We start from the raw sequence: 20,893 nt of genomic DNA, 5'->3' as shown, positions 1-20,893 counted from the left end.
CACGAATCCGGCCCGCACCCCCGGAAGGGAGTGCGGGCCGGATCGATTGCGGATTCGAAGGAGCGTCAGAAGGCTCCACAGTTCGACGGTGCGGGCTCACCGCGCAGTCGCGCTTCGATGTACGCGACGGAGTCGGGCAGTCCGCCGATCATGGGCACCGCATGGTTGATGATGAAGCCGGGCAGGATCGGCGGCGTCGTGTTGGGCAGGAACTGCACCGTCGCGCCCTGATCGCACCAGTCCAGCGCCAGCTGACGGCCCTGACCGTAGGGGACCGTGTCGTCCTGCGTGCCGTGCTGGAGGAGGACGGGCACGGCAGGCGTGCGGTTGCCGATGCGCTGCTCCGCGAGGATCTTCTGGACCTGGGGCAGGCGGTCGAGCACGACATCGAGGGGCTCACCCGTGCGGGTGTAGTCGCCGGTGCGCTGGAATGCGAAATTCGCCACCGTCTCCGGGACGCACTGGTTCGCCACGGCCGCGAGCATCTCGCGGCCGCGATCACTGATCTCGGCGTCGATCTCGTCGCGGATCTCCGGGTAGGCGTCGGCGAGGCCGTTGATCGTGTACCCGATGGCACCGGTGAGCAGCGTGCCGTCGATCTGCTTCAACGTGGCCACGAGGTCGGCGGGCGGAGCACCCACGTAGGCGCCGACGAGGTTCAGTTCGGGGGCGTACTCGGGTGCGAGTTCGGCCGCAGCGCCCGACGCGCCGCCGCCCTGCGAGTAACCGAAGAGGCCGACCGGGCTGTTCTCGGTCACCGACGCGTTCTCGAGCTTCAGCGCCGCGCGCACCGAGTCGAGCACCGCGTGGGCTTCGGCGGCGCGGTTCACGTAGGTGTGGTGCCCCGGCGTACCGAGACCGTCGTAGTCGGTGACGACCACGGCGATGCCGCGCAGCAGCAGCGCGTTGATCGACAGCACCTCGTACTCGGTGAAGAAGTCGAGGGGCGGATTATAGTTGACGAGCGCGCCGAGATTGCGGGACGGCGCGCACTGGTCACCCTGACCGTGGGTACCGACGGCCAGCGCGACGAGCGGCCGGTCGCCGGGACCGTTCCACGGCGTCGACGGCTCGATGTAGGTGCCGCTCACCGCGTCGGGTGCGCCCTTGGCGTCGTTGCTGCGGTACAGCAGCTTGGTGCCCTGACCCGGGAAGATGCCGTCGGCGACCGGTGCGCGCAATGCCAGATCGGACGGTGCCGTGCGCAGGACGTCGCCGGGAGCACCCGTCGGCAGCGGGTCGGGCGGGAGATAGAAGTCCGTCTCGGCTCCCGCTGTCGCCGCGGTTCCGAGAATTCCGCCAGCAAGGACGGTCGTCGTCACCGCCGCGGCCATCCACTTCCGAGCGCGCCCCACCATGTTGTTCCTCCACCTGGATCCACCGGAACCGTGTGTCCCTCGTCACGGCGGTACGGACTGTAACACGTACTTACCGGAAAGTAAGGTCGGCACTTCCCTCCCTGTCTGCCACAATCGTTCTTCGCGCCCGAAGCGGTGCATTTGTCCGGCGCACCCGGAGCGAGTCGGGTCCTCGGCAGCACGACGGACGAGCAGCCTCTCGAGGAAGGGAAGACATGGCAATCGGTGTCGGCCTCCGGATCGGGCGAGTCGTGTCCACGGCGGTCATCGCATCCAACGAACCCGGCACTCCCGACCCTGTCGTCCTCGCCCGCGACTCCGTCCTGCACGTCGACCACGACGGCAACACGTCGCTCGGCAGCGTGGCGCACGGGGACGAAGCACGCACGATCGCGGGCTTCCTCACGCGGGTCGGCGACGCCTCGGGCATCACCGCGAGCGACGGTCGCATGTACCGCGCCGAGGACGCGATGGCCACCGCCATCCACTGCCTGTTGCGGGAGTGCCACCCGTTGCCGACCTTCGGCGGCATGGACCGGGACAGCGATCCCGGCTACGCCGCCACCTACCCGTCGCACTGGGATCCGGACACCATCGCGACCTTACGTGCCGCCCTGGACTACGCGGATCTGCGGCACGTGGATCTCGTGTCCGACGCGCAGGCGGCCGCCGCCTGGTACGCCTCCGAGATCTCCGAGACCCCTGGCCAACTCGTGGGGGTCTTCCATCTCGACGACGGCGGCTCGACCGTCACCCTCGTACGCTCGGGCGTGCCCGCCGGCAAGGCCTACCGCACCCCCGCTCAGGGCGCTCCGTCCCCGGCGGCCCAACTCGCCACGGCCCTCGGATCGTTCGGCTGGATACCGGACAATCTCGAGGCCGTCGTCGTCATGGGCGACGGTCTCGTCGCACGAGATCGCACCCACATCCAGGAGATCGCGAACAGCCTCGCCACGAAGCTCACGGTGCGCAGCCTCGTCGGGCCGGGCCCGGAACAGACGGCGGCGCTCGGCGCCGCGATCCTCGCGGCCGGATTCACGCCGGCACGCGAGACCAACAAGACCCGGATCGGACTTCCGCCTTCCTACGACGAAACCGACGTGCTCACCGGCGGTTTCGCTCGGCTGCGCGAACTCGAGGAGAGACGTCTCGGGGCCGAGAGCACCGCCGAGGACCGCGGAGCCGCGAGGAAGGAGGCCGCACCCGTTCCGGTGCTCACCACGGGCACCGCAGACGAGAACACCGGCAACACGAGAACGGTCGTCATCGGGGTGGTCGCCGTTCTCGTGCTGATCGCGATCCTCGCCGGCATGCTGCTCTGATCGATCTCCTGCCTCCGATCGACCCTGCTCAGTCCGCCGGGGTGCGGTCGGGGGCCGGAACCGCAGCGAGCGCGGCGGCGTCCTCGTCCCCGAAACGGTCCTCGAGCACGGCGGGAGCGAAATCGAGATCGATCTCCTCCAGCGGGCGTCCGCGCGCGGATTCTATTGCGCCGAGCCGTCTCTGTGCCCGGTCGGCCGCATAGGAGATGAACTCGTCGTTGTCGAGACCGTAGGGCTGTTCGTCGAACTGCTCGTTCTGCCACTGGATCATTCCGGTCGCGAGGGGAAGCAACTCCTCCATCCGCTGCAACACGACGTTCCAGTTCGAGTCGTCCGCTGCCACATGCCGTCGGCAGGTGAACGTTCCCCAGGCCATGTGCCGGCGCTCGTCGGAGCCGATCCGCCGGATGATCTCCTGCATGCCCGGCAGGATCCCGTACTTGGTGCACACCTTCTGCCACGCGTAGTAGCCCGTCAGCGCGAGACTGCCCTCGATGACGTGGTTGTAGGTGACACTCGCGCGGACCTGATTGGCCGGGGACGGATCTCGATCGAGCACGCGCAGACTGTGCGGCAGTTCCTCGTAGAACAGCCGCCGGTAGTAGGGATTCTCGGCAACGAACGGGTGCAGGTCGGATGTCAGTCCCACGGTGTCCATCCAGCGACGGAACACCTGCACGTGCTTGGCCTCCTCGTAGCAGAACTGGGTCAGGTACATCTCGTCACCCAACCGGCCCTCCGCTTCCATGGCGCGGAGGAACGGAAGGATGTCCTGCGTGACGGCCTCCTCGCCGGCGACGAACAACGCGACCAGATAGGTCGAACTGCGGCGTTGTTCCGAGTTGAGCGACGCCCAGTCCTCGGCGTCGTGGGAGAAGTCGATGTCCATCGGATCCCAGTGCGCTGCGTTGCCCTTCGCGAAGAGCCGGAGCGGGAAGGCGTCCCAGTTCAGGCCGCCTTCCCGCAGCGACGCGAAACCCTGACGTATCTGTGTAATCTCGGTCACACCCTCGAGGCTAGACCTCGATTCCACATACGTCGCGGTCTTGTCTCAGTCACCCAGCAAGGTGTCGCCGGGATACCCCTTCGGACCGAATCCCGGAGGGACGAGAAAGACCGCCGACCCGATCGGCGTGATCCACGGATTCAGCGCGTCGTGCTCGGCGAGGCGCTGCTGCACCGGGACGAACTGACGGTCCACGTCCACCTGGTAGGTGGCGAACAGCAATCCGGCGCCGTCCTGGTCGTCGTAGTTGTAACCCCGTCGCAGGAACTGCTCGTCGCCGGTGCGGGGACGTGCCCGCGCGACGTGCGATTCCGGCGGGATCACCGGGATACCGAACCGGTCGGTGGCCTCGAAGTCGGCGTCGTCGTGTTCCTCCGAACCCGTCAGCGGAGCACCGTTCGACAGTCGCCGGCCGACGGCGAGTTCCCGAGCGGGACGGTCCAGCTCGTCCCAGGTGTCGAGTTCCATGCGGATCCGGCGTAACACGAGCGAGGTGCCACCGGCCATCCACGGCGGGTCACCCGGATTCCACACCTGCCGGTCGAAGTCCGGGCTGTGCGGGGCAGGATTGACGGTGCCGTCTACCTGCCCCATGAGGTTGCGCATGGTCGTCCCGTCGGGTCGCGTGCCGGCCGCACGCCGGAACCCTCGCTGGATCCAGCGGACCGTCGCCACCGATCGCACACTCCTGGTGAGTGTGCGGACCGCGTGCGAGACGGTCACCGGGTCGTCGGCGCAGACCTGCAACAGCAGGTCGCCGCCGGACCATCGTTCCTCGAGCCGGTCGATCGGGAAGGCCGGCAGCGGCTTCAGCCACGCGGGTCGCCGGTCGGTCAGACCCGCGGCGTCGAAGACCGCGGGACCGTAGCCGACGGTGACCGTCAGCCGGGCCGGGTCGACGGCGAGTTCGGGTTCGGTGTCGCCCAGCGCCGGCGTCCCGGTGGTGAGCCGCCGGGCGTCCTCGGCCCACACCCGCATGATCCCGACGAGCCCGTCACGATCGACACCCTCGGCGAGGTCCAGTGCCACGAACGACGCGAACGACTGCGCGAGGGTGTCGATACCGGCCTGATGGGTGCCGTGGATCTCCACGGTCCGCGCGCCGATCGGTTCGGGGATGCGGGACGCGACCGCCGTCCCACCTCCGACCGCGCCGAGTCCTGCTGCACCCAGCGCGGCGACACCGCCCCCGAGCAGGGTGCGTCGAGTGAACCTAGCCATCGTGGGCTGCCCCGTCGTGGGACGGCACGTACTCCTCCTGTGCCCCGGCGAAGTCGCGGACCTGGGCCGTGAACTCCTCGGTCGATCCGTCCGCGAACTCGAGTGTGAAGGTCACCGTGCTCCCGGGTCGCAGAGGCTCCACGAGGTCCATGAGCATGAGGTGGTCGCCGCCGGGCGCGAGGCTGTGCACGGTGTCCGCGGGGATGACGAGCCCGTCCCCCATCTCCTGCATCACCATCGAGGCGCCGCCGGACGACACCATCTCGTGCAGTTCCGTGGTGGCGGATGCAGGACTGGACGCGCCGACGATGTGCACGTCACTGCTGCCGGTGTTCTCGATCTCGGCGAAGGCACCGGTCATCCCGGTGTCGGATGCCTTGACCCAGGCTTCGGACACGACGACGGCCTCGGCCGAGTCGGTGGTGCCGGTGTCGGAACCGCAGGCGGCGGCGAGCAGGGCCGTTGCGGCGATCGCAGTGCCGAACATGGTCTTCTTCATGATTCTCCGTAAGTGTCGGTGCCTCTGCGGGCACACGGAACGAGCGGTCGCCGGCGGCGGCGACCGAGAAGGTTGACCTAGCGGAGAACAACGGGAGGTGCGCGGCTGCCGGTTCCGCCGACGAGTAGTACGCCGGGACCGATATCGGGGCGGTGGATCGTCGGGACAGGTTCGGCGACGGCCACGGGCAGCGTGCGGTACGTCTCGGGAACGATCCGGCGCAGCGCTGCGAGTGCTGCTTCGCAGCCCTTCTCGGCACCCCGTACCAATACTGCGGCGAGGAGGACGGCAACCGCGTGGGCGGACATCATTCCGGATCCCGGTGTGTGCAGGTGACCGTCGTGGAGTCCCAGCACGAGGTGGCCGGCGACCTGCCCGAGGACGAGGACGAGCGGCACCGGAAGCCTGGTTTCGCCGGTGAGGACTCCGACAGCGAAGGCAAGCCCGAGGAGGAACACCAGGGCGTCCTGGTGGGGAATCGCTCCGCCGGCGAAGGCGTGCGCGGCGATGCTCAGTGCGGCCGAGATTCCGCTCACGAAGACCGCGCGCATGCGCATCACGGTGTTCACCTCGGCCATGAAGTCAGAATACTTCCCTCACCTGCGATTACTACCCCATGTAGTAACCATCACCGAGTATAACGACAGCGCGTCGGTAAGATACCGACGTGCCGTCGAGAAGATTGGGCACATATCCGGTCCAGCCCACGAAGGACTCCACATGTTTCTTGCCATGCGCGAACTATGGTTCGCGCGCACCCGCTTCCTGTTGATGGGCGCCGTCGTCGCGCTCATCTCGATCCTCATGGTGATCCTGTCCGGTCTGTCGTCCGGTCTCGTCGTCGACGGCGTCTCCGCACTGCAGCGCACACCGGTGCAGGCATTCGCCTTCGCCGAAGGAACCAAGGCCGACTCCGCATTCTCCCGATCCGTGGTCACGGAAGACCAGGCCGACACCTGGCGTGCCCGCCCGGACGTCGCTCGCGCCGAACTGTTCGGCAACACCATCGTCAACGCGAAAACCGAGAGCGGGGTCCCCGTGGACCTAACACTCTTCGGCATCCGGCCGGACTCGTTCCTCGAACCCTCGGTCTCCGAGGGGGCACCGCTCGGTGGTGACACCGATGTCGTCCTCAGCGACAGCGCCCGCGCCACCGGCGTCGAACTCGGCGACACGATCGTCGTCGATCGTCTCGGTACCCGGTTGGACGTCGTCGGGTTCACCTCCGACAAGCGCACCTTCGGTCACGTCGACGTCGCCTACCTTCCCCTGAGCACCTGGCAGGAGATCCACGCCGGTGTCCGGCTCGGTGAGCAGGTCCCTCCGAGCGCGTACACCGAAGCCAGTGTGGTCGCGATCGAGGGTGTGGACGGAGCACTGCCCGATCTCACCGCGGGTGATGCAGCAGCCGGTACGACAGCGAAGATCCTGGAGGAATCGTTCGATTCCTCCCCCGGCTACAGCGCCGAGATGATGACGATGTCGATGATCACCGCCTTCCTCTACGCGATCTCAGCCCTCGTCGTAGGAGCGTTCTTCACGATCTGGACCGTGCAGCGCAGCCGTGAGATCGCCGTCCTCCGCGCGATGGGCGCTTCCACCGGATTCCTCCTGCGTGACGCCCTCCTGCAGGCCGTGATCGTGCTCGTCGGCTCCGTGGTCGTCGGCGTGCTCGTCGGTCTCGGACTCGGGTCGGGCCTCGAGGGCAGCGGCATGCCGTTCGTCCTCGAATCCGGCCCCGTCGCTCGAGGTGCCGTTCTGCTCGTCGTCCTCGGCCTGCTCGGCGCCGCCCTCGCCGTGGTCCGCATCGTCCGTGTCGATCCGCTCGCTGCCCTGGGAGAGAACAGATGACCGTCACCACCTCCACCGGCCTCGCACTGTCCGACGTCTGCCTGTCCTTCGGCGACGGCGACAGCACGGTCCACGCCCTCGATCACGTCGACCTCGGCGTCGAGCCGGGTGAGCTGGTCGCCGTCGTCGGGCCGTCCGGTACCGGCAAATCGAGTCTGCTGGCGGTCGCCGGTGGCCTCAGCCGACCCACTTCCGGCACCGTGAGTGTCGACGGTATCGAGGTGACCGCACTCGACCCGCGGGCGACCGCGAAGCTGCGCCGAGAGCGGGTCGGCTTCGTATTCCAGTCCGGCAATCTCCTCCCCGCCCTGACCGCGCGCGATCAACTGCTCCTCGTCGAGAAGATCGCCGGACGCCCCGGACGGAACCCTGACGAGCTGCTCGCCTCGGTAGGTATGGAGCACCGCGCCCATCGGCGACCCGGGCAGCTCTCGGGCGGTGAGCGTCAACGTGTCGGCATCGCGCGGGCCCTGATGGCCGAACCGTCGTTGTTGCTCGTCGACGAACCCACCGCCGCCCTCGATCGAAAACGCAGCCACGAGGTCGTCGAACTGCTGGCACGGGAAACCCACACCAGTGGAGTGGCTACGATCATGGTCACCCACGACCACGAAATCCTGCGGCACTGCGACCGCGTGCTCGAGATGGTCGACGGAAGACTTCGACCACACGACTGAACGGTCGACAGCCGAACGAGGAGGGCCGGCGGTGCCGAAAATTTCCGCAGCGACGGTCGCGGAGCACCGCGCAGCGCAGCGCCGTGCCCTCCTCGACGCAGCGCTCGAACTCCTCGCCGAGAAACCGGAACAGGCACCCTCGCTCGGCGACGTGGCGCGTCGTGCGGGTCTGGCCCGGTCGAGCGTCTACAACTACTTCGATTCGCGCGACGACCTGCTGCACGCGGTCGTCGTCGACATGTTCCCGCGCTGGAACACGCGCGTGGTCGAGGCGATGGAGAAGGTGTCCGATCCGACGGAGCGGGTGCTGACGTACATCGACGTCAATCTGCAGCTGGTCGCCGAGGGAGAGCACGCGATCGTCGGTGCTCTCGCCGCTTTCACCCCTCAGGCGTTCAGTGACGAGAGCATGCACGCCATGCATCAGGACCTCGTCCTCCCCCTCGTCGAGTCGCTGCGGGCCCTCGGAGTCGCGGATCCCGAACTCGATGCCGAGCTCGTCACCGCGCTCGTGCACAAGGGAACGGAATTGATCGAATCCGGACGCAAGCTCGACGAGGTGCGCTCCTCGATCCGCAGGGTTCTCACCACCGCGCTCTCCTGATGTTTCACGTGAAACGGACCGTCGATTCGGGACCGTTCACGATCACCTCGGGGTGACAAGCTCCCGGAGCGGGTCACCACCGTCGACGAACAGGCGCGCATCCGGCCGTGTCGCCGCCGCGATCCGCTCCAGAGCGACCCTGCCGGCTTCGGGTGCCGACCGTCGAGTGCACCGACCCTGATCCAGCACACGTAGGTGCGGCTCCAGCGGCAGCACGGCGACGATCTCGGCGAGTCGCGGAGAGAGGCGGGGCGTCACCCTTCGAGTGTGGAATGTGGGCAGACGGGCCGAAGCAGCAACAGAGAAAGGGCGCTTCCGAAAGATCGGAAGCGCCTTTTACCTGCATTCATGTGATTGTGGAGCCTAGGAGATTCGAACTCCTGACATCTGCCTTGCAAAGGCAGCGCTCTACCAACTGAGCTAAGGCCCCGTCCGCCGCGTCAGCGACTGGGAACCGCGTGCCATTCGTCTTCGCTCCGAAGCATGCGAGCGATTCCGAGAACGATCAGAATCCCGGTTCCCACGAGTGCGAGAACCCTCATTCCGATCACCCTTTCGGCACGGGAGTGGGCCTAGGAGGACTTGAACCTCCGACCTCTTCGTTATCAGCGAAGCGCTCTAACCGCCTGAGCTATAGGCCCTCGAACCGAGATGGAACACTACCCCACCGGGGTCGCCGGAAACAAATCGCCTCGGCGGGGCAGCGTTCCGGCAGGTCAATCCGGGTCGGCGAGGGTGGCCTGAACGCCGCCTACGAGATCGGTGCAGAGGTTGTAGATGAACGCACCGAGGGTCGCGAGAGCCGTCAGCAACACGGTGTTGGCGATGCCGATGATCGTCGCGTAGCCGAACACCTGGCCGGCCGAGACGAGCGCACCGCTACCGGCGTCGGAGACGATGTCGGTGAACGCACTGTTGAGGCGTTCCCATACCCCCATGCCGGCCAGCACGCCGTAGAGTAGGCCGACCGCGATCATCCACACGAAGAACAACGACACCGAGATCACCGACGAGATCTTCAGCATCGACCAGGGGTCGATACGGCGGATCTGCACGGTGGCCCGCAGCGGTCCGGCGGCGGGGATCGCCGTGGGCACCGCGGTGGTGGCGGGGGCGCTCACCTGCGGGGTCTCCCCCGTGCTCGGCGAACCGGTCGACGGATGCTTCACTGCGGACAGATCCGGCAGGTCCTTGGCGAGATCCTTGCGTTCGATGTGCCGTGTCGGGCCGTCGATTACCGCGGACTTCGCCTTCGCTGCAGCAGCCCGGTCGCGCGTCCCGCGCGCGGCGTCTCCGCCCGCGGCCGGGCCAGCTCCTCCGGCGGCATTGGGAGCCGCTGTGCCGGTCACGACGGGACGCGTCGACGGCTCCGGGCTTCCGGCCGCAGAGCCCTTGGCCGAGGCCCCAGCGGGGCGCTGAGGCGCTCCACCCTGCTTGGACAGACCCTGACCCACACCCGGAACGTTCGTCTGCGGAGCGTTCTGCGGGGAGCCCGACTGCGCCGACGCCGCTCCCCGCTGCCAGGGAGGGGTCGGGCCGCCGGAGCGGGGCATCTGGGCGGTGCGTTGCTGACCTGTGGCCGGCTGATCGGCCGCAGCCGATCCGTTCTTACCGTCCGCTGAGGCACCACCGGACTTCTGGGAGCCGCCCTGAGCAGGCGTGTCCTGCGCCGCCTTCGCCGTCGGCTCGGCGGCCTTCCGGCCTGCTGCCGGCTGCTGGTCGGCCGGACCCTGCACGGGTGCCGGGTCCGCTGCTCCCGCTGCGGGAGCGGACGAAACCTCCGCCGGTGCCCCAGGAGCCTGCGAAGGCTGGGCCGGTGACGACTGCGACGGCCGGTTCTCCGGCGCCGGTTTCTGCTCCGAGGCCGGGCTCTGCTGCGTGCCCTTGTTCTCGGGCTTCACCTCGTTCTCTGTACGGTCCTCCGGCTTCCGACCGGTTTGCCCGCGATCGGCCCCGTTCGGTCCCTGGGGAGTGCTCACTTACGACTCCTTAGCTCCGGCTGCGTCGGCTTCGTCCGGCTCGTCGGCGTTGCGCGCGATCGCGAGCAATGTATCGCCCTCGGCCAGGTTCATGAGCCGCACGCCCTTGGTCTGACGGCCTGCCTTGCGCACCTGCTTCGCCGCAGTGCGGATGACACCGCCGCTCGAGGTGATGGCGTACAACTCGTCGTCGTCCTCGACGATGCGCGCCCCGACCAGGTTGCCACGCTTGCGGTCGTACTGGATGGTCAGAACACCCTTACCGCCGCGACCTTGGACCGGGTAGTCCTCCATCGGGGTGCGCTTGGCGTAACCACCCGAGGTCGCGACCAGCAGGTACGTGCCCTCCTTGACGACGTTGAGCGAGAGCAGCTTGTCCTCGCCGTTGAACCGCATGCCCTGCACACCGGAGGTCGCGCGTCCCATCGGACGCAGCGCCTCGTCGGTGGCCGAGAAACGGATCGACTGGCCCTGCTGCGAGACGAGCAGCAGATCGTCCTCGGCGGAGCACAACACCGCGCCGACGAGCTCGTCGTCGCCGCGCAGGTTGATCGCGACGATGCCGCCCGAACGGTTGGAGTCGAAGTCCGACAGGCGCGACTTCTTGACCAGGCCGTTGCGGGTCGCGAGCACCAGGTACGGCGCATCCTCGTAGGTTTTGAGGCGGATGACGCCCTGGATGCGCTCGTCGGGCTGGAAGGCCAGGAGGTTCGCGACGTGCTGACCACGCGCCGTGCGATTCGCCTCGGGCAGCTCGTACGCCTTCGCGCGGTAGACGCGGCCCTTCGTCGTGAAGAACAGCAGCCAGTCGTGCGTGGACGTCACGAAGAAGTGCTTGACGATGTCGTCCTGCTTGAGCTCGGCACCCTTGACGCCCTTGCCGCCGCGCTTCTGCGAGCGGTACAGGTCGGTGCGCGTGCGCTTGGCGTAACCGGTCTCGGTGATGGTGACGACGACGTCCTCACGTGCGATGAGGTCCTCGTCGTTGACATCGCCGTCGGCCGCGACAAGCCGCGTGCGGCGCTCGTCGCCGTACTTGTCGACGATCTCCTTCAGCTCGTCGCGGACGATGGCGCGCTGCCGCTCCGGACGGGCCAGGATGTCCTTGTAGTCCTCGATCTCGCGCTCGATCTCGGCGAGGTCGTCGACGATCTTCTGACGCTCGAGAGCAGCCAGGCGACGCAGCTGCATCGCCAGGATGGCGTCGGCCTGGATCTCGTCGACCGTGAGCAGATCGATCAGGCCGGCGCGCGCGATGTCGACGGTCTGCGACGCGCGGATAAGCGCGATGACCTCGTCGAGCGCGTCGAGGGCCTTGACCAGGCCGCGCAAAATGTGGGCGCGTTCCTCGGCCTTGCGCAGCAGGTACCGCGTACGCCGGACGATGACCTCGATCTGGTGGTTGACGTACAACCGGATCATCTGGTCGAGGCGCAGCGTGCGCGGCACCCCGTCGACGATCGACAGCATGTTGCAGCCGAAACTCGTCTGCAGCTGCGTGTGCTTGTAGAGGTTGTTGAGAACCACCTTGGCCACCGCGTCGCGGCGGACAGTGACGACGATGCGCATGCCCACGCGGTCGGACGACTCGTCGTGGATGTCGGAGATGCCCGCGATCTTGCCGTCGCGGACCTGTTCGGCGATCGACGTGATGAGGTTGTCCGGGTTGACCATGTACGGCAGCTCGGTGATGACGATGCTGGTGCGGCCCTTGGAGTCCTCTTCGATCTCCACGACGCCGCGCATCTTCACCGATCCGCGACCGGTCGTGTAGGCATCGTGGATGCCCTGCGTGCCCGTGATCAGGCCGGCGGTCGGGAAGTCCGGTCCCTTGATCCGCTCCATGACCGCGGCGAGGGTGGTCTCCTCGTCGGCCTCGAAGTTGTCGAGCGCCCAGTAGATGGCCTCCGCAACCTCCCCGAGATTGTGCGGCGGGATGTTGGTGGCCATACCGACCGCGATACCGCCCGAACCGTTGATCAACAGGTTGGGGATACGGCTGGGGAGAACCGTCGGTTCCTGCGTGCGGCCGTCGTAGTTCGGCTGGAAATCGACCGTCTCGTGGTCGATCTCCCGCAGCATCTCCATCGCGAGCGGCGTGAGCCGGCACTCGGTGTACCGCATGGCGGCGGCGCCGTCGTTGCCGCGGGAACCGAAGTTGCCCTGGCCGTCGACGAGCGGATAGCGCATCGACCATGGCTGCGCCAGACGCACGAGCGTGTCGTAGATCGACGCGTCGCCGTGCGGGTGGTAGTTGCCCATGGTCTCGGCGACCGCGCGCGCCGACTTCACGTACCCGCGGTCGGGGCGGAAGCCGTTGTCGAACATCGCATAGAGCACGCGACGGTGCACCGGTTTGAGACCGTCACGCACGTCGGGCAGAGCACGGCCCACGATCACGCTCATCGCATAATCGATGTAACTGCTCTGCATCTCCTGCTGGATGTCGACGGGCTCGATGCGGTCGTGCCCCGGCCCCTCCGGAGGCAACGTGGTGTCGGTCATGAGCTCCTTCTTCTACTCGGCTCGCACGCCCGGCTCCGGCCTTCGGCCCGACGGACGTCTCGCAACCACACGAGTCTATAGGTGCAGGTCAGCCGATGCCGAGAAGGACAGGCACTTCACAGCCCGAGATCTGTCCGGAACCGAGTTCTCACATGTGGGATCCGGTGACCGGGTCGCGGTCCACCTGCCGTTCCGCCTCCGACGCCCACTGCCCGAGCCGGGCGTCGCGCACGGCGTCCTCCGGGTCGGAGGCGAGCAGCAGCGCGGTGATCGGCACGGCCAGGACGATGATGCCGAGGACGAACGCAGGGAACAGCAGCGACATCACGGTCATGCCTTCGGGCGCGGGCAGGCTCGGATCGAGGGTGACCCGCACGCCGGCCATGCCGGTGTAGTGCAGCGCCACGACCGCGCATCCCATGACGAAGGCCGCGACGACGCGGATCTCGAGACGACGCGTGCGGCGGGCCAGTGCGAGCGCGGCCGTGGAGGCGACGACACCGATGATCACCGAGGCGATCACGTACCCCGTCTCGTGTTCGATCGCGCCCCGGATGCGGATGGCGTACATGCCGCTGTAGTGCATCATGCTGACGGCGGCGCCCATGAGCAGACCGCCGATGAGCAACCGCACCGATTCGGGAATGCGGTGCTTGCTGACGTCGTGCACGTCGGCGATCCGCAGACCCACGAGGGTCGCGACGACGGCGAGCACGACAGAGAAGACCGTCGGTGCCAGTTCGTATCGGATGGTCGTACCCGGCACGGAGAAGCCCATCATGCCGATGAAATGCATGAGCCAGATGCCCACGCCGCCGATGGACAACGACGCCATGAGGAGCCACCAGTTACCGCTGCGCCGCGGCTCTTCGAGCGACCGCCGGACACAGGACAATCCGACGAAGGAACCCATCACAGCGGTGGCGTAGGAGAGGAGGAAAACCCACATCCCCATGGAGAAGTGGTGTACGTCGTGCGACACGTGAGGTCCTCACAGCGGCGCGCTGTCACCACCGCGCTCGGAGGGCACGCGCCACGACCTACCCGATGCGGGATGCACCCCGACTTTCCAGCAGCGTAAGCGAGCTTATCGCGCTGTGGGTGTTCACATCACATCACCGTTTCACATGTCGCCCGTAAGGACGGGAGACCGTCTCGGGGCCGTCCCCACCGAGCCAGATCGCCATCTCCCGCTCCTGCTCGAGGTCCTGTGTGCTCGCCGATGCCATCAGAGCTACGACCGGCACCGCGAGCAGCGCGACACCGATGATGAATCCAGGGAACAGCAGGGTCATGATGGTCATCCCCTCCGGATTCGGAGCGGACGGATCGACGGCCACCGCGATCCCGGCCATGCCCGTGTAGTGCAGTGCCACCACGGCGCATCCCATGACGGCGGCGGCCGGGATCCGCACAGCCGGCCGTTCCGCAACCCGCGACAGCCACAACGCGACGATCGACGCGACGACACCGATCGCGACGGACGCCGCGACGTACGACCGTCCCTGCTCGAGTTCGCCCTGGATCCGCACCGCGGCCATGCCGCTGTAGTGCATGCCGGCGACCGCGAAGCCCATGATCACGCCGCCGACGAGAAGCCGGACATCCGACGGCAACCCACGGATCCACTGCACGTCGGTGTCGAGGATCCGCAATCCGACCAGCGTGGCCGTCACGGCGAGCGCGACCGACAGCAGCGTCAGTCCGAGGTCGTAACGGATCGCGGAACCGGGTACGTCGAAGCCCATCATCCCGATGAAGTGCATCAACCAGATTCCGACGCCCCCGATGGACAGGGCTGCCATGAGTGTCCATCGGGTCCGGGCGACCGACGTCCATGCGTTCGCAGCCTTGCGCGCGCAGGACAGACCGGCATAGCACCCCACTGCGGACGTGATGTAGGCGAGTGCGAAAAGCCAACCGCCCATGGAAAAATGGTGAACCTCGTGCGACATGTTGCCCCCCAGGAAGCGGCACGCACGGCACATCGATCCGTGTCGTGCCGAGTAGACCGACAGCGACCCCCGACGCTGCACAGAAGACTACTCCACTTCCGGGATTTCAACCAGATATGTTGACTTACAACATGTTCGGACGATATTCAGAGGGTCCGACCGTCGACGGGATCTACCGGGCCGTCGGCCGCCCACCGCTCGGATTCCTCTTCCAGTTCCGCCGCAAGACGATCCGGGGCCTGGAGCACCAGGACGATCGGAACGGCCAGCAGCAACAGGCCTACGACGAAGAGCGGGAAGAGAATGGAGAAGACCTCGATCCCACCGGAAACCACCACGGCGGGGTCGATCTCCACACGGACCGACGCGGCGGCGAGGAAGTGCACCGCGATCACGGCGACGCCGGCCAACGCGCTGCTCAGCAGGCGCTTGGGCCACGTGTCCGCCGTCTTCACCTGGGCCAGGAAGCCCACGGCCGTCGCGATCGCCAGCCCCACCGCTGCGGCGACCCAGAGCGGATCGAAGGTCAGCGATCCCTGGATCCGCACCGCTGCGAGGACCGAGAACGGCGCGCCCGCAAGGCCGGCGCCCAGCACGAGAGCACCCGTGACCGTCCGGGCGAGGGTGGCGGGAGCGTTGTCCGGGATCGCGACGAGCAGCGCCACGTACACCGACACCAGCGCGACGAGCATCGAGAACACGATGGTGACGGTGTCGAACCGCACCACACTGTCCTCGACGTTGAAGCCCGCCATCGGAAGGAACATAGCGAGCCAGACACCGACGCCACCGCTCACCAGGGCAGCGAGAATCATCCAGTACGAACGCAATCGGTCGCTGGAGGTGGTACGGACCCGTCGAGCACCGGTGACCCCGATGAACACCCCGATCGCCGAGGTCAGATAGGCAAGGACCGTGACCCACGAGCCCATCGTGAAGAGTTCGAGGCCCTCCCCCATTACTGGGTCACCGGCTGGTGCAGCTTCCGCAGAGCGTATTCGGTGACGGTGACCAGGGCCTGCTTCGCCGACTCACGTGCTCGCGCATCGATCGACACGATCGGCACATCCGCCGAGATCGCCATCGCCTGACGGATGTCCTCGAGCGGGTACCGGGGAGCATCGTCGAATTCGTTGATGGCGACGATGAACGGGAGATTGCGCGCCTCGAAGAAGTCGACGGCGGCGAAGCTCTCATCCAGGCGACGCGTATCGATCAGCACAATCGCCCCGATGGCGCCGCGGATCAGGTCGTCCCACATGAACCAGAAGCGGTGCTGTCCGGGCGTGCCGAACAGGTAGAGGACGAGGTCGTCGGCCAGACTGATACGACCGAAGTCCATGGCGACCGTGGTGGTCGCCTTCTGCGGTGTCGCAGAGAGGTTGTCGACGCCGTCGCTGGCGTTCGTCACGAGCGCCTCGGTACGAAGCGGCACGATTTCCGACACCGTCCCGACCAGAGTCGTCTTACCGACGCCGAAGCCTCCGGCGATCACGATCTTGGTCGAGGTCACGCGCTTCGTGGCGTTAGAGTTCGCGAAGTCCACTGAGGACCCTTTCAATCAGCTCACGACGCTCCGCGTCGCTCGAATCGTCTTTCAGCGTGGCCAGGATCTGTACGTGTCCGGCTTCGACGAGATCGGCGACGAGCACGCGTGCCACGCCGATCGGCACCCCCACGCGCGCGGCGATCTCCGCGACGGAGGGTGATTCCTTGCACAGCTCCAGGATCGTGGCATTGATGTTGTCCAGATCCCGGGACCGATCGTCGGTTCCCGGAATGGCCTGGATGAGCGCCTCCAACGCCAGTTCAACCGCAGGACTCGTACGTCCCGAAGTCAGGGAGTAGGGCCGGACCAGACTGGGCTGATCCGGCACGAACTCCGGCTTCCGCGATTCCATGGCCACCTCGACGTCAGGACCCTAGACCGACCCGCGGGGTGGCTTCGACCGAAGCACCCACTCGATCGACCAAGAGCGCCATCTCGTAACCGACCTGTCCGATGTCGCACTCGGAGGCGGTCAGAGCCGCCAGGTGCGAGCCGTCGCCGACGCTCATCAGCAGCAAGTAGCCGTGCTGCATCTCCACGACGGACTGCAGCACACCCCCACCGTCGAACAGCTGCGACACACCGTTGGACAGGCTGGCCAGGCCCGAGGTCACCGCAGCGAGCTGCTCGGCACGATCCACCGGGAGGTGGGCGCTGGCGGCCATGAGCAGACCGTCGGCGGACACGAGCACGGCATGCGAGACACCCGGGACTTCGCGCGCGAAGTTGGAAACCAACCAGTCCAATGGACGAGCTGCGTCGGATCCATGATCAATATTCATCGAACTCCCTGTTCGTCGTTCTCGCGATTGCTGGAATTCGCCGAGGCGCGTCCGTTGCGGACACCCTGCTGATGGCGGCTCAAGTTGGCCCGGATGGCTTCCGGGTCTCGACGTCGAATGGTCCTCGGCAGCTCACCCGTTGCCGGTGCCCGAACAGCACCCGGCACCAGACGCTCGCCGGGAGCGCGCCGCGGAAGACCCGCGGTGGTGTGCTCCTCCACGGGGGACTCGGTAGCACGCTGTGCGGCTTCCCAACCCGCGTCCGCCGCGGAGCGCCACTCCCGCTTCCTGCGGTCCTCCGGAAGGCTCGTCGGGTCGACGAGCCAGTCCGACATCATCGTGGTGAAGATCGGGGTGTTCGCCGGCTGCGGACGGGCCGACGCGAGGTCGGACCGCGGTTGGAAGAACGATGCGGTCTTCGCCGAGTTGGTCCGGTAGCGATGGCGGGCCGCCTGCTGCGCGTCGCTGTGCGGCGAGACGGAGCCACCGTCGGCGATGCTCGGGCCGGAGACCGCTGCGGCCGAATCGGGTTCGGAAGCGTTGGTCGACGCAGCGGGTTGCTGCGGAAGCCCCGGCGTGCTGCCCGGCTGACGACGCGGCAGACCGGGCGTGCTTCCCGGACGACGCTGCGGGAAACCCGTCGAGGGTTCCTGCTGCCGACGGTCCGCATCCTGCTCGGGGGCGCGCTGTGCGTCCGGCGCGGGGGCGCGCTGTGCGTCCGGCGCGGGGGCGCGCTGTGCGTCCGGCGCGGGGGCGCGCTGTGGCAGGTCGGGACGGTTCGGTGTGTCCGAGCGACCCGCGGCGTCGCCACCTGCGAGCGGTCCCGCCGACGGCTGTTGCTGCGGCCGGTTCTGCGGGACGGACGGGGACGATCCGGAAGCCCGTCCCGGCAGGCCGGGAGTCGCGCCCGGCCGACGCTGCGGAAGACCGGGGGACGCGGGTCGCTGCTGCGGGGCGGGTGCACGATGCGCCGAACCCTGCTGGGGCTCACGGACCGGCAAGGACTGCGACTGCGACTGCTGGGAGTCCGTTGGCGACAGGCCCGGTGTGGCACCGGGACGACGCTGCGGAAGACCCGAAAGCCCTTCCCGGCGAGACCGATCGGCGTCGGGGCGTGGCCCGGCACCGTTGCGGCCGTCGCCGTTGCGGCCGTCGAGCGGGTGACCGTTGGTCTCGTCCGGCCCGCGACGAGGACCGCGCGGAGGCAGCGACGACGCGAAGGCTGCTGCGGCGTCCGGCTCGATCCGGCGCGGCTGCGGCGACCGGGGTGGAGTCGGGAGACCAGGCGTCTCGCCCGGCTGACGCGTGGGCAGACCCGGAGTTCCACCCGGGCGACGCTGCGGAAGACCCGACGGGCCGAACTCGCGGGATGCCGGCGGTGCCTGATTGTCGCGCTGCGGCTCGTCGCGTCGCTCGTCGTCGTAGGACGGCTCCGCATCCCATGCGGCGGAAGCGCTCTCGTCGACATCGGCGGCGTAACCATTGTTCGCGTAGCCGTTGTCGTAGGCATCGTCGGACTCGTCCGCACGGACATCGTCGGCGGAGTCGAGCGACTGCGAGGACGCGTACTCGTGCCGGTCGTCGGCCGCGGGCAGACCCTGCGGGGCGACGGGCGCCGAGAGCGCCTGCCGTGCCGAGTACTCCTCCGCTTCGATCTCGATGCGCGGCTGGGGACCGGTGTGCGACAACGCCAACGGGGAGACCAGCAGGACGTCCGGGATGTGGACGCTCGCGGTGATACCCGGGTTGCGCGCGGTGTCGAAGGTCGGGCGCAGGCGCACGGTGAGACCGTGCCGCTCGGCCAGTCGCGAGACCACGAACAGACCCATGTGGCGTGCGGTGTCGGGACCGACCTCGCCGCCCTTGGCGAGACGCTGGTTGATGGACTCGAGTTCGTCGGCCGGGATACCGATACCGCGGTCGGCGATCTCGACGAGCAGGCCACCGTCGACGGCTCGCGCGAAGCTGAAGGTGACGTTGCTGTCGGGCGGCGACGCGCGCAGCGAGTTGTCGACCAGCTCGGCGAGCAGATGCACGATGTCGGTCGCGACCGCGCCGCTGAGGGCACCGTCGGGAGTCGAACCGATCTGCACGCGCTGGTAGTCTTCGACCTCCGACATCGCGGCGCGCAGGATGTCGCCGAGCTGCACGGGCGCGGAGTGACCGCGGCGCGTGCGGGTACCGGAGAGAATCAGCAGGTTGTCGCCGTTCCGGCGCATACGCGCGGCGAGGTGGTCGAGGCGGAACAGGCTCTCGAGTCGGGCCGGATCCTTCTCCTCGTACTCGAGTCGTTCGATGAGGCCGAGCTGCTGCTCGACGAGCGACTTGGAGCGACGTGCGAGTGTCTCGAACATGTCGCTGATCTGCAGGCGGAGGTGTGCCTGCTCGCCGGCGAGACGCAGTGCCTGCCCGTGCATGTCGTCGACGGCGCGGGCGAGCTGACCGATCTCCTCGGTGGTGTGCACCGGGACTCGGGTGAACTCGATATCCTCGATGTTGTCGCCGACCTTGATGCGGTCGATGGCCTCGGGCAGCTCCTGCCGCGCGACCTTCAGCGTGCCGTAACGCAGGCGGCGGATCGGGCCGACCAGTGAGCGGGACACGAGCAATGCGAGCACGAGGGCTGCGAGCAGGGCTGCGAGCACGATCGCGGTGTCGCGGAGAGCGGCCGAGCGGGTTTCCGCGGCGCGGTCCTGAATCGTGGTGCTGACCTGCGACGACGCTTCGTCGATGATGGTGCCGTAGATGTCGACACTGTCGAGCAGCGACGCGCGGATGTCGAGGATCGGGAGCGGACCGGAACCGGCCGCGTCGACCATGTCGGCACGTTCCTGGACGCCGGCCCGCAGTGCGGCGATCTGCTGATCGGCCATCAGGTAGGAGCGGGCGAGCAGGTCGAGCATCGCGAGCTCGGCGCCGGAGGCGGACACCAGCGCGGTGCCCGGCTGGGTCGGGTCGTCCATCAGCTGGAGCAGACCGAGAACCTGACCGAAGAGGTAGCGCTGCGAGTACCACGCGTTGATCAGCTGGTCGCCGTAGCCGATGATCTCGCGATCGTCGACCTCGCCGAGGATGGCCTCGACGACACGGTTGAGGCTGTCGCGCACCTCGTTGGTGACGGCACCGATCTCCTCGATCGGCACCGGACCCGCCTGAATCTTCGTGTAGAGCGACTGGGCCGTGGCGGCGGTGCGGCTGAGGTCGGCGGTCACGGCGGGATCGAGCTCGGGGTTCTCCGTGATCGCGGCGATCGTGCCGAAAGCGTCACCGAGAGCCGCCATTTCCTCGGGGGTCGCCGTTCCGACCGCGGCATCCGCGGTGGCGGTGGCGAACGCCGTCGAGAAATCCACGATGTCCGGCACGGCTGCGACCTGATCGGCTGCGGACGAGAAGTGGACGGCGTTGCTGAGCTCGTTCTCGACCCGAAGACCACCGAGGACCATTGCCACAGTCACGGGGACAGCGAGAACGGCGGTGACCTTCCTGCGAAGACCCCACCCCTCGATGTTCCACCACCGCTGCTGGGGCGGCGACTTGTCACTCATGGATCACAGCTCTCCTTCCACCCCGTCCGCGCCGGGCGAC

19 protein-coding genes and 2 tRNA genes are annotated in these 20,893 nt (G+C 67.7%); 4 read left to right on the top strand and 17 right to left on the bottom strand.

Going from position 1 to position 20,893, the window contains the following annotated elements; translation table 11 throughout:
• Positions 1 to 65 precede the first annotated feature (65 nt).
• On the bottom strand, positions 66 to 1,358 hold the full coding sequence (locus tag RBB84_RS21270; protein ID WP_064256034.1) for a lipase family protein: 1,293 nt from the start codon (positions 1,356 to 1,358) through the stop codon (positions 66 to 68).
• A 215-nt stretch (positions 1,359 to 1,573) separates the two neighbouring features.
• Here RBB84_RS21270 and RBB84_RS21265 point away from each other — a divergent pair, with 215 nt between their 5' ends.
• Entirely contained in the window at positions 1,574 to 2,680 is a 1,107-nt protein-coding gene (locus RBB84_RS21265) for a hypothetical protein (RefSeq protein ID WP_350246759.1), read from the top strand.
• A 28-nt stretch (positions 2,681 to 2,708) separates the two neighbouring features.
• Here RBB84_RS21265 and RBB84_RS21260 read toward each other — a convergent pair whose 3' ends face one another.
• From RBB84_RS21260 to RBB84_RS21245, 4 genes are all read right to left on the bottom strand, one after another.
• Positions 2,709 to 3,686: a R2-like ligand-binding oxidase gene (locus tag RBB84_RS21260; RefSeq protein WP_016931505.1), complete on the bottom strand. Its 978-nt coding sequence runs from the start codon at positions 3,684 to 3,686 to the stop codon at positions 2,709 to 2,711.
• Positions 3,687 to 3,731: 45 nt separating this feature from the next.
• Positions 3,732 to 4,907: a Dyp-type peroxidase gene (locus RBB84_RS21255; RefSeq protein ID WP_350246757.1), complete on the bottom strand. Its 1,176-nt coding sequence runs from the start codon at positions 4,905 to 4,907 to the stop codon at positions 3,732 to 3,734.
• Positions 4,900 to 5,406 carry a copper chaperone PCu(A)C gene (locus RBB84_RS21250; protein ID WP_024102556.1) on the bottom strand — a complete coding sequence of 169 codons (507 nt, stop codon included), beginning with the start codon at positions 5,404 to 5,406 and terminating at the stop codon, positions 4,900 to 4,902. Before RBB84_RS21250 ends, RBB84_RS21255 begins: the two co-directional genes overlap by 8 nt.
• A 77-nt stretch (positions 5,407 to 5,483) precedes the next feature.
• On the bottom strand, positions 5,484 to 5,984 hold the full coding sequence (locus RBB84_RS21245) for a hypothetical protein (protein WP_019290459.1): 501 nt from the start codon (positions 5,982 to 5,984) through the stop codon (positions 5,484 to 5,486).
• Positions 5,985 to 6,126: 142 nt separating this feature from the next.
• Here RBB84_RS21245 and RBB84_RS21240 point away from each other — a divergent pair, with 142 nt between their 5' ends.
• Genes RBB84_RS21240 through RBB84_RS21230 form a run of 3 tightly spaced genes read left to right on the top strand, consistent with a single transcriptional unit; the run spans position 6,127 to position 8,538 of the window.
• Positions 6,127 to 7,257 carry an ABC transporter permease gene (locus RBB84_RS21240; protein WP_350246755.1) on the top strand — a complete coding sequence of 377 codons (1,131 nt, stop codon included), beginning with the start codon at positions 6,127 to 6,129 and terminating at the stop codon, positions 7,255 to 7,257.
• A complete protein-coding gene (locus RBB84_RS21235; RefSeq protein ID WP_350246753.1) occupies positions 7,254 to 7,934 on the top strand; it encodes an ABC transporter ATP-binding protein in 681 nt (226 codons plus the stop codon). The genes RBB84_RS21240 and RBB84_RS21235 overlap by 4 nt, the downstream gene beginning before the upstream one ends.
• A 31-nt stretch (positions 7,935 to 7,965) precedes the next feature.
• Positions 7,966 to 8,538: a TetR/AcrR family transcriptional regulator gene (locus tag RBB84_RS21230; RefSeq protein WP_019290462.1), complete on the top strand. Its 573-nt coding sequence runs from the start codon at positions 7,966 to 7,968 to the stop codon at positions 8,536 to 8,538.
• 42 nt (positions 8,539 to 8,580) lie between these two features.
• Here RBB84_RS21230 and RBB84_RS21225 read toward each other — a convergent pair whose 3' ends face one another.
• The 12 genes from RBB84_RS21225 to RBB84_RS21170 all read right to left on the bottom strand — a co-directional run bounded on the left by RBB84_RS21225 (position 8,581) and on the right by RBB84_RS21170 (position 20,853).
• The gene (locus tag RBB84_RS21225) at positions 8,581 to 8,796 is read right to left on the bottom strand and encodes a hypothetical protein (RefSeq protein WP_228044802.1); all 216 of its coding nucleotides are present in this window, start codon (positions 8,794 to 8,796) and stop codon (positions 8,581 to 8,583) included.
• A 99-nt stretch (positions 8,797 to 8,895) separates the two neighbouring features.
• A tRNA-Ala gene (locus RBB84_RS21220) sits at positions 8,896 to 8,968 on the bottom strand.
• Between the two features lie 137 nt (positions 8,969 to 9,105).
• Positions 9,106 to 9,179, bottom strand: a tRNA-Ile gene (locus RBB84_RS21215).
• Between the two features lie 75 nt (positions 9,180 to 9,254).
• Positions 9,255 to 10,439 (bottom strand): DUF3566 domain-containing protein, encoded by a 1,185-nt coding sequence (locus tag RBB84_RS21210; protein ID WP_350246751.1) that lies wholly within the window; start codon positions 10,437 to 10,439, stop codon positions 9,255 to 9,257.
• Positions 10,440 to 10,517: 78 nt separating this feature from the next.
• Complete coding sequence (gene gyrA / locus RBB84_RS21205) at positions 10,518 to 13,022, bottom strand: DNA gyrase subunit A (protein ID WP_024102549.1); 2,505 nt, start codon at positions 13,020 to 13,022, stop codon at positions 10,518 to 10,520.
• 148 nt (positions 13,023 to 13,170) lie between these two features.
• A complete protein-coding gene (locus RBB84_RS21200) occupies positions 13,171 to 14,004 on the bottom strand; it encodes an MHYT domain-containing protein (RefSeq protein ID WP_231913205.1) in 834 nt (277 codons plus the stop codon).
• A gap of 133 nt (positions 14,005 to 14,137) precedes the next feature.
• A complete protein-coding gene (locus tag RBB84_RS21195; RefSeq protein WP_350246749.1) occupies positions 14,138 to 14,977 on the bottom strand; it encodes an MHYT domain-containing protein in 840 nt (279 codons plus the stop codon).
• Positions 14,978 to 15,123: 146 nt separating this feature from the next.
• On the bottom strand, positions 15,124 to 15,936 hold the full coding sequence (locus RBB84_RS21190) for an MHYT domain-containing protein (protein WP_252173468.1): 813 nt from the start codon (positions 15,934 to 15,936) through the stop codon (positions 15,124 to 15,126).
• On the bottom strand, positions 15,936 to 16,490 hold the full coding sequence (locus RBB84_RS21185) for an ATP/GTP-binding protein (protein WP_024102547.1): 555 nt from the start codon (positions 16,488 to 16,490) through the stop codon (positions 15,936 to 15,938). Before RBB84_RS21185 ends, RBB84_RS21190 begins: the two co-directional genes overlap by 1 nt.
• A 13-nt stretch (positions 16,491 to 16,503) precedes the next feature.
• Positions 16,504 to 16,878 (bottom strand): DUF742 domain-containing protein, encoded by a 375-nt coding sequence (locus RBB84_RS21180; protein ID WP_350246747.1) that lies wholly within the window; start codon positions 16,876 to 16,878, stop codon positions 16,504 to 16,506.
• A gap of 13 nt (positions 16,879 to 16,891) precedes the next feature.
• Positions 16,892 to 17,308 (bottom strand): roadblock/LC7 domain-containing protein, encoded by a 417-nt coding sequence (locus tag RBB84_RS21175; protein ID WP_006550917.1) that lies wholly within the window; start codon positions 17,306 to 17,308, stop codon positions 16,892 to 16,894.
• Positions 17,305 to 20,853 carry an ATP-binding protein gene (locus RBB84_RS21170; RefSeq protein WP_350246745.1) on the bottom strand — a complete coding sequence of 1,183 codons (3,549 nt, stop codon included), beginning with the start codon at positions 20,851 to 20,853 and terminating at the stop codon, positions 17,305 to 17,307. Before RBB84_RS21170 ends, RBB84_RS21175 begins: the two co-directional genes overlap by 4 nt.
• Positions 20,854 to 20,893 lie beyond the last annotated feature (40 nt).

The sequence above is a fragment of the Rhodococcus sp. D-6 genome (assembly GCF_040256695.1).
GTDB lineage: Bacteria > Actinomycetota > Actinomycetes > Mycobacteriales > Mycobacteriaceae > Rhodococcus > Rhodococcus pyridinivorans.
This window is presented reverse-complemented; position numbering and strand designations above follow the sequence as displayed.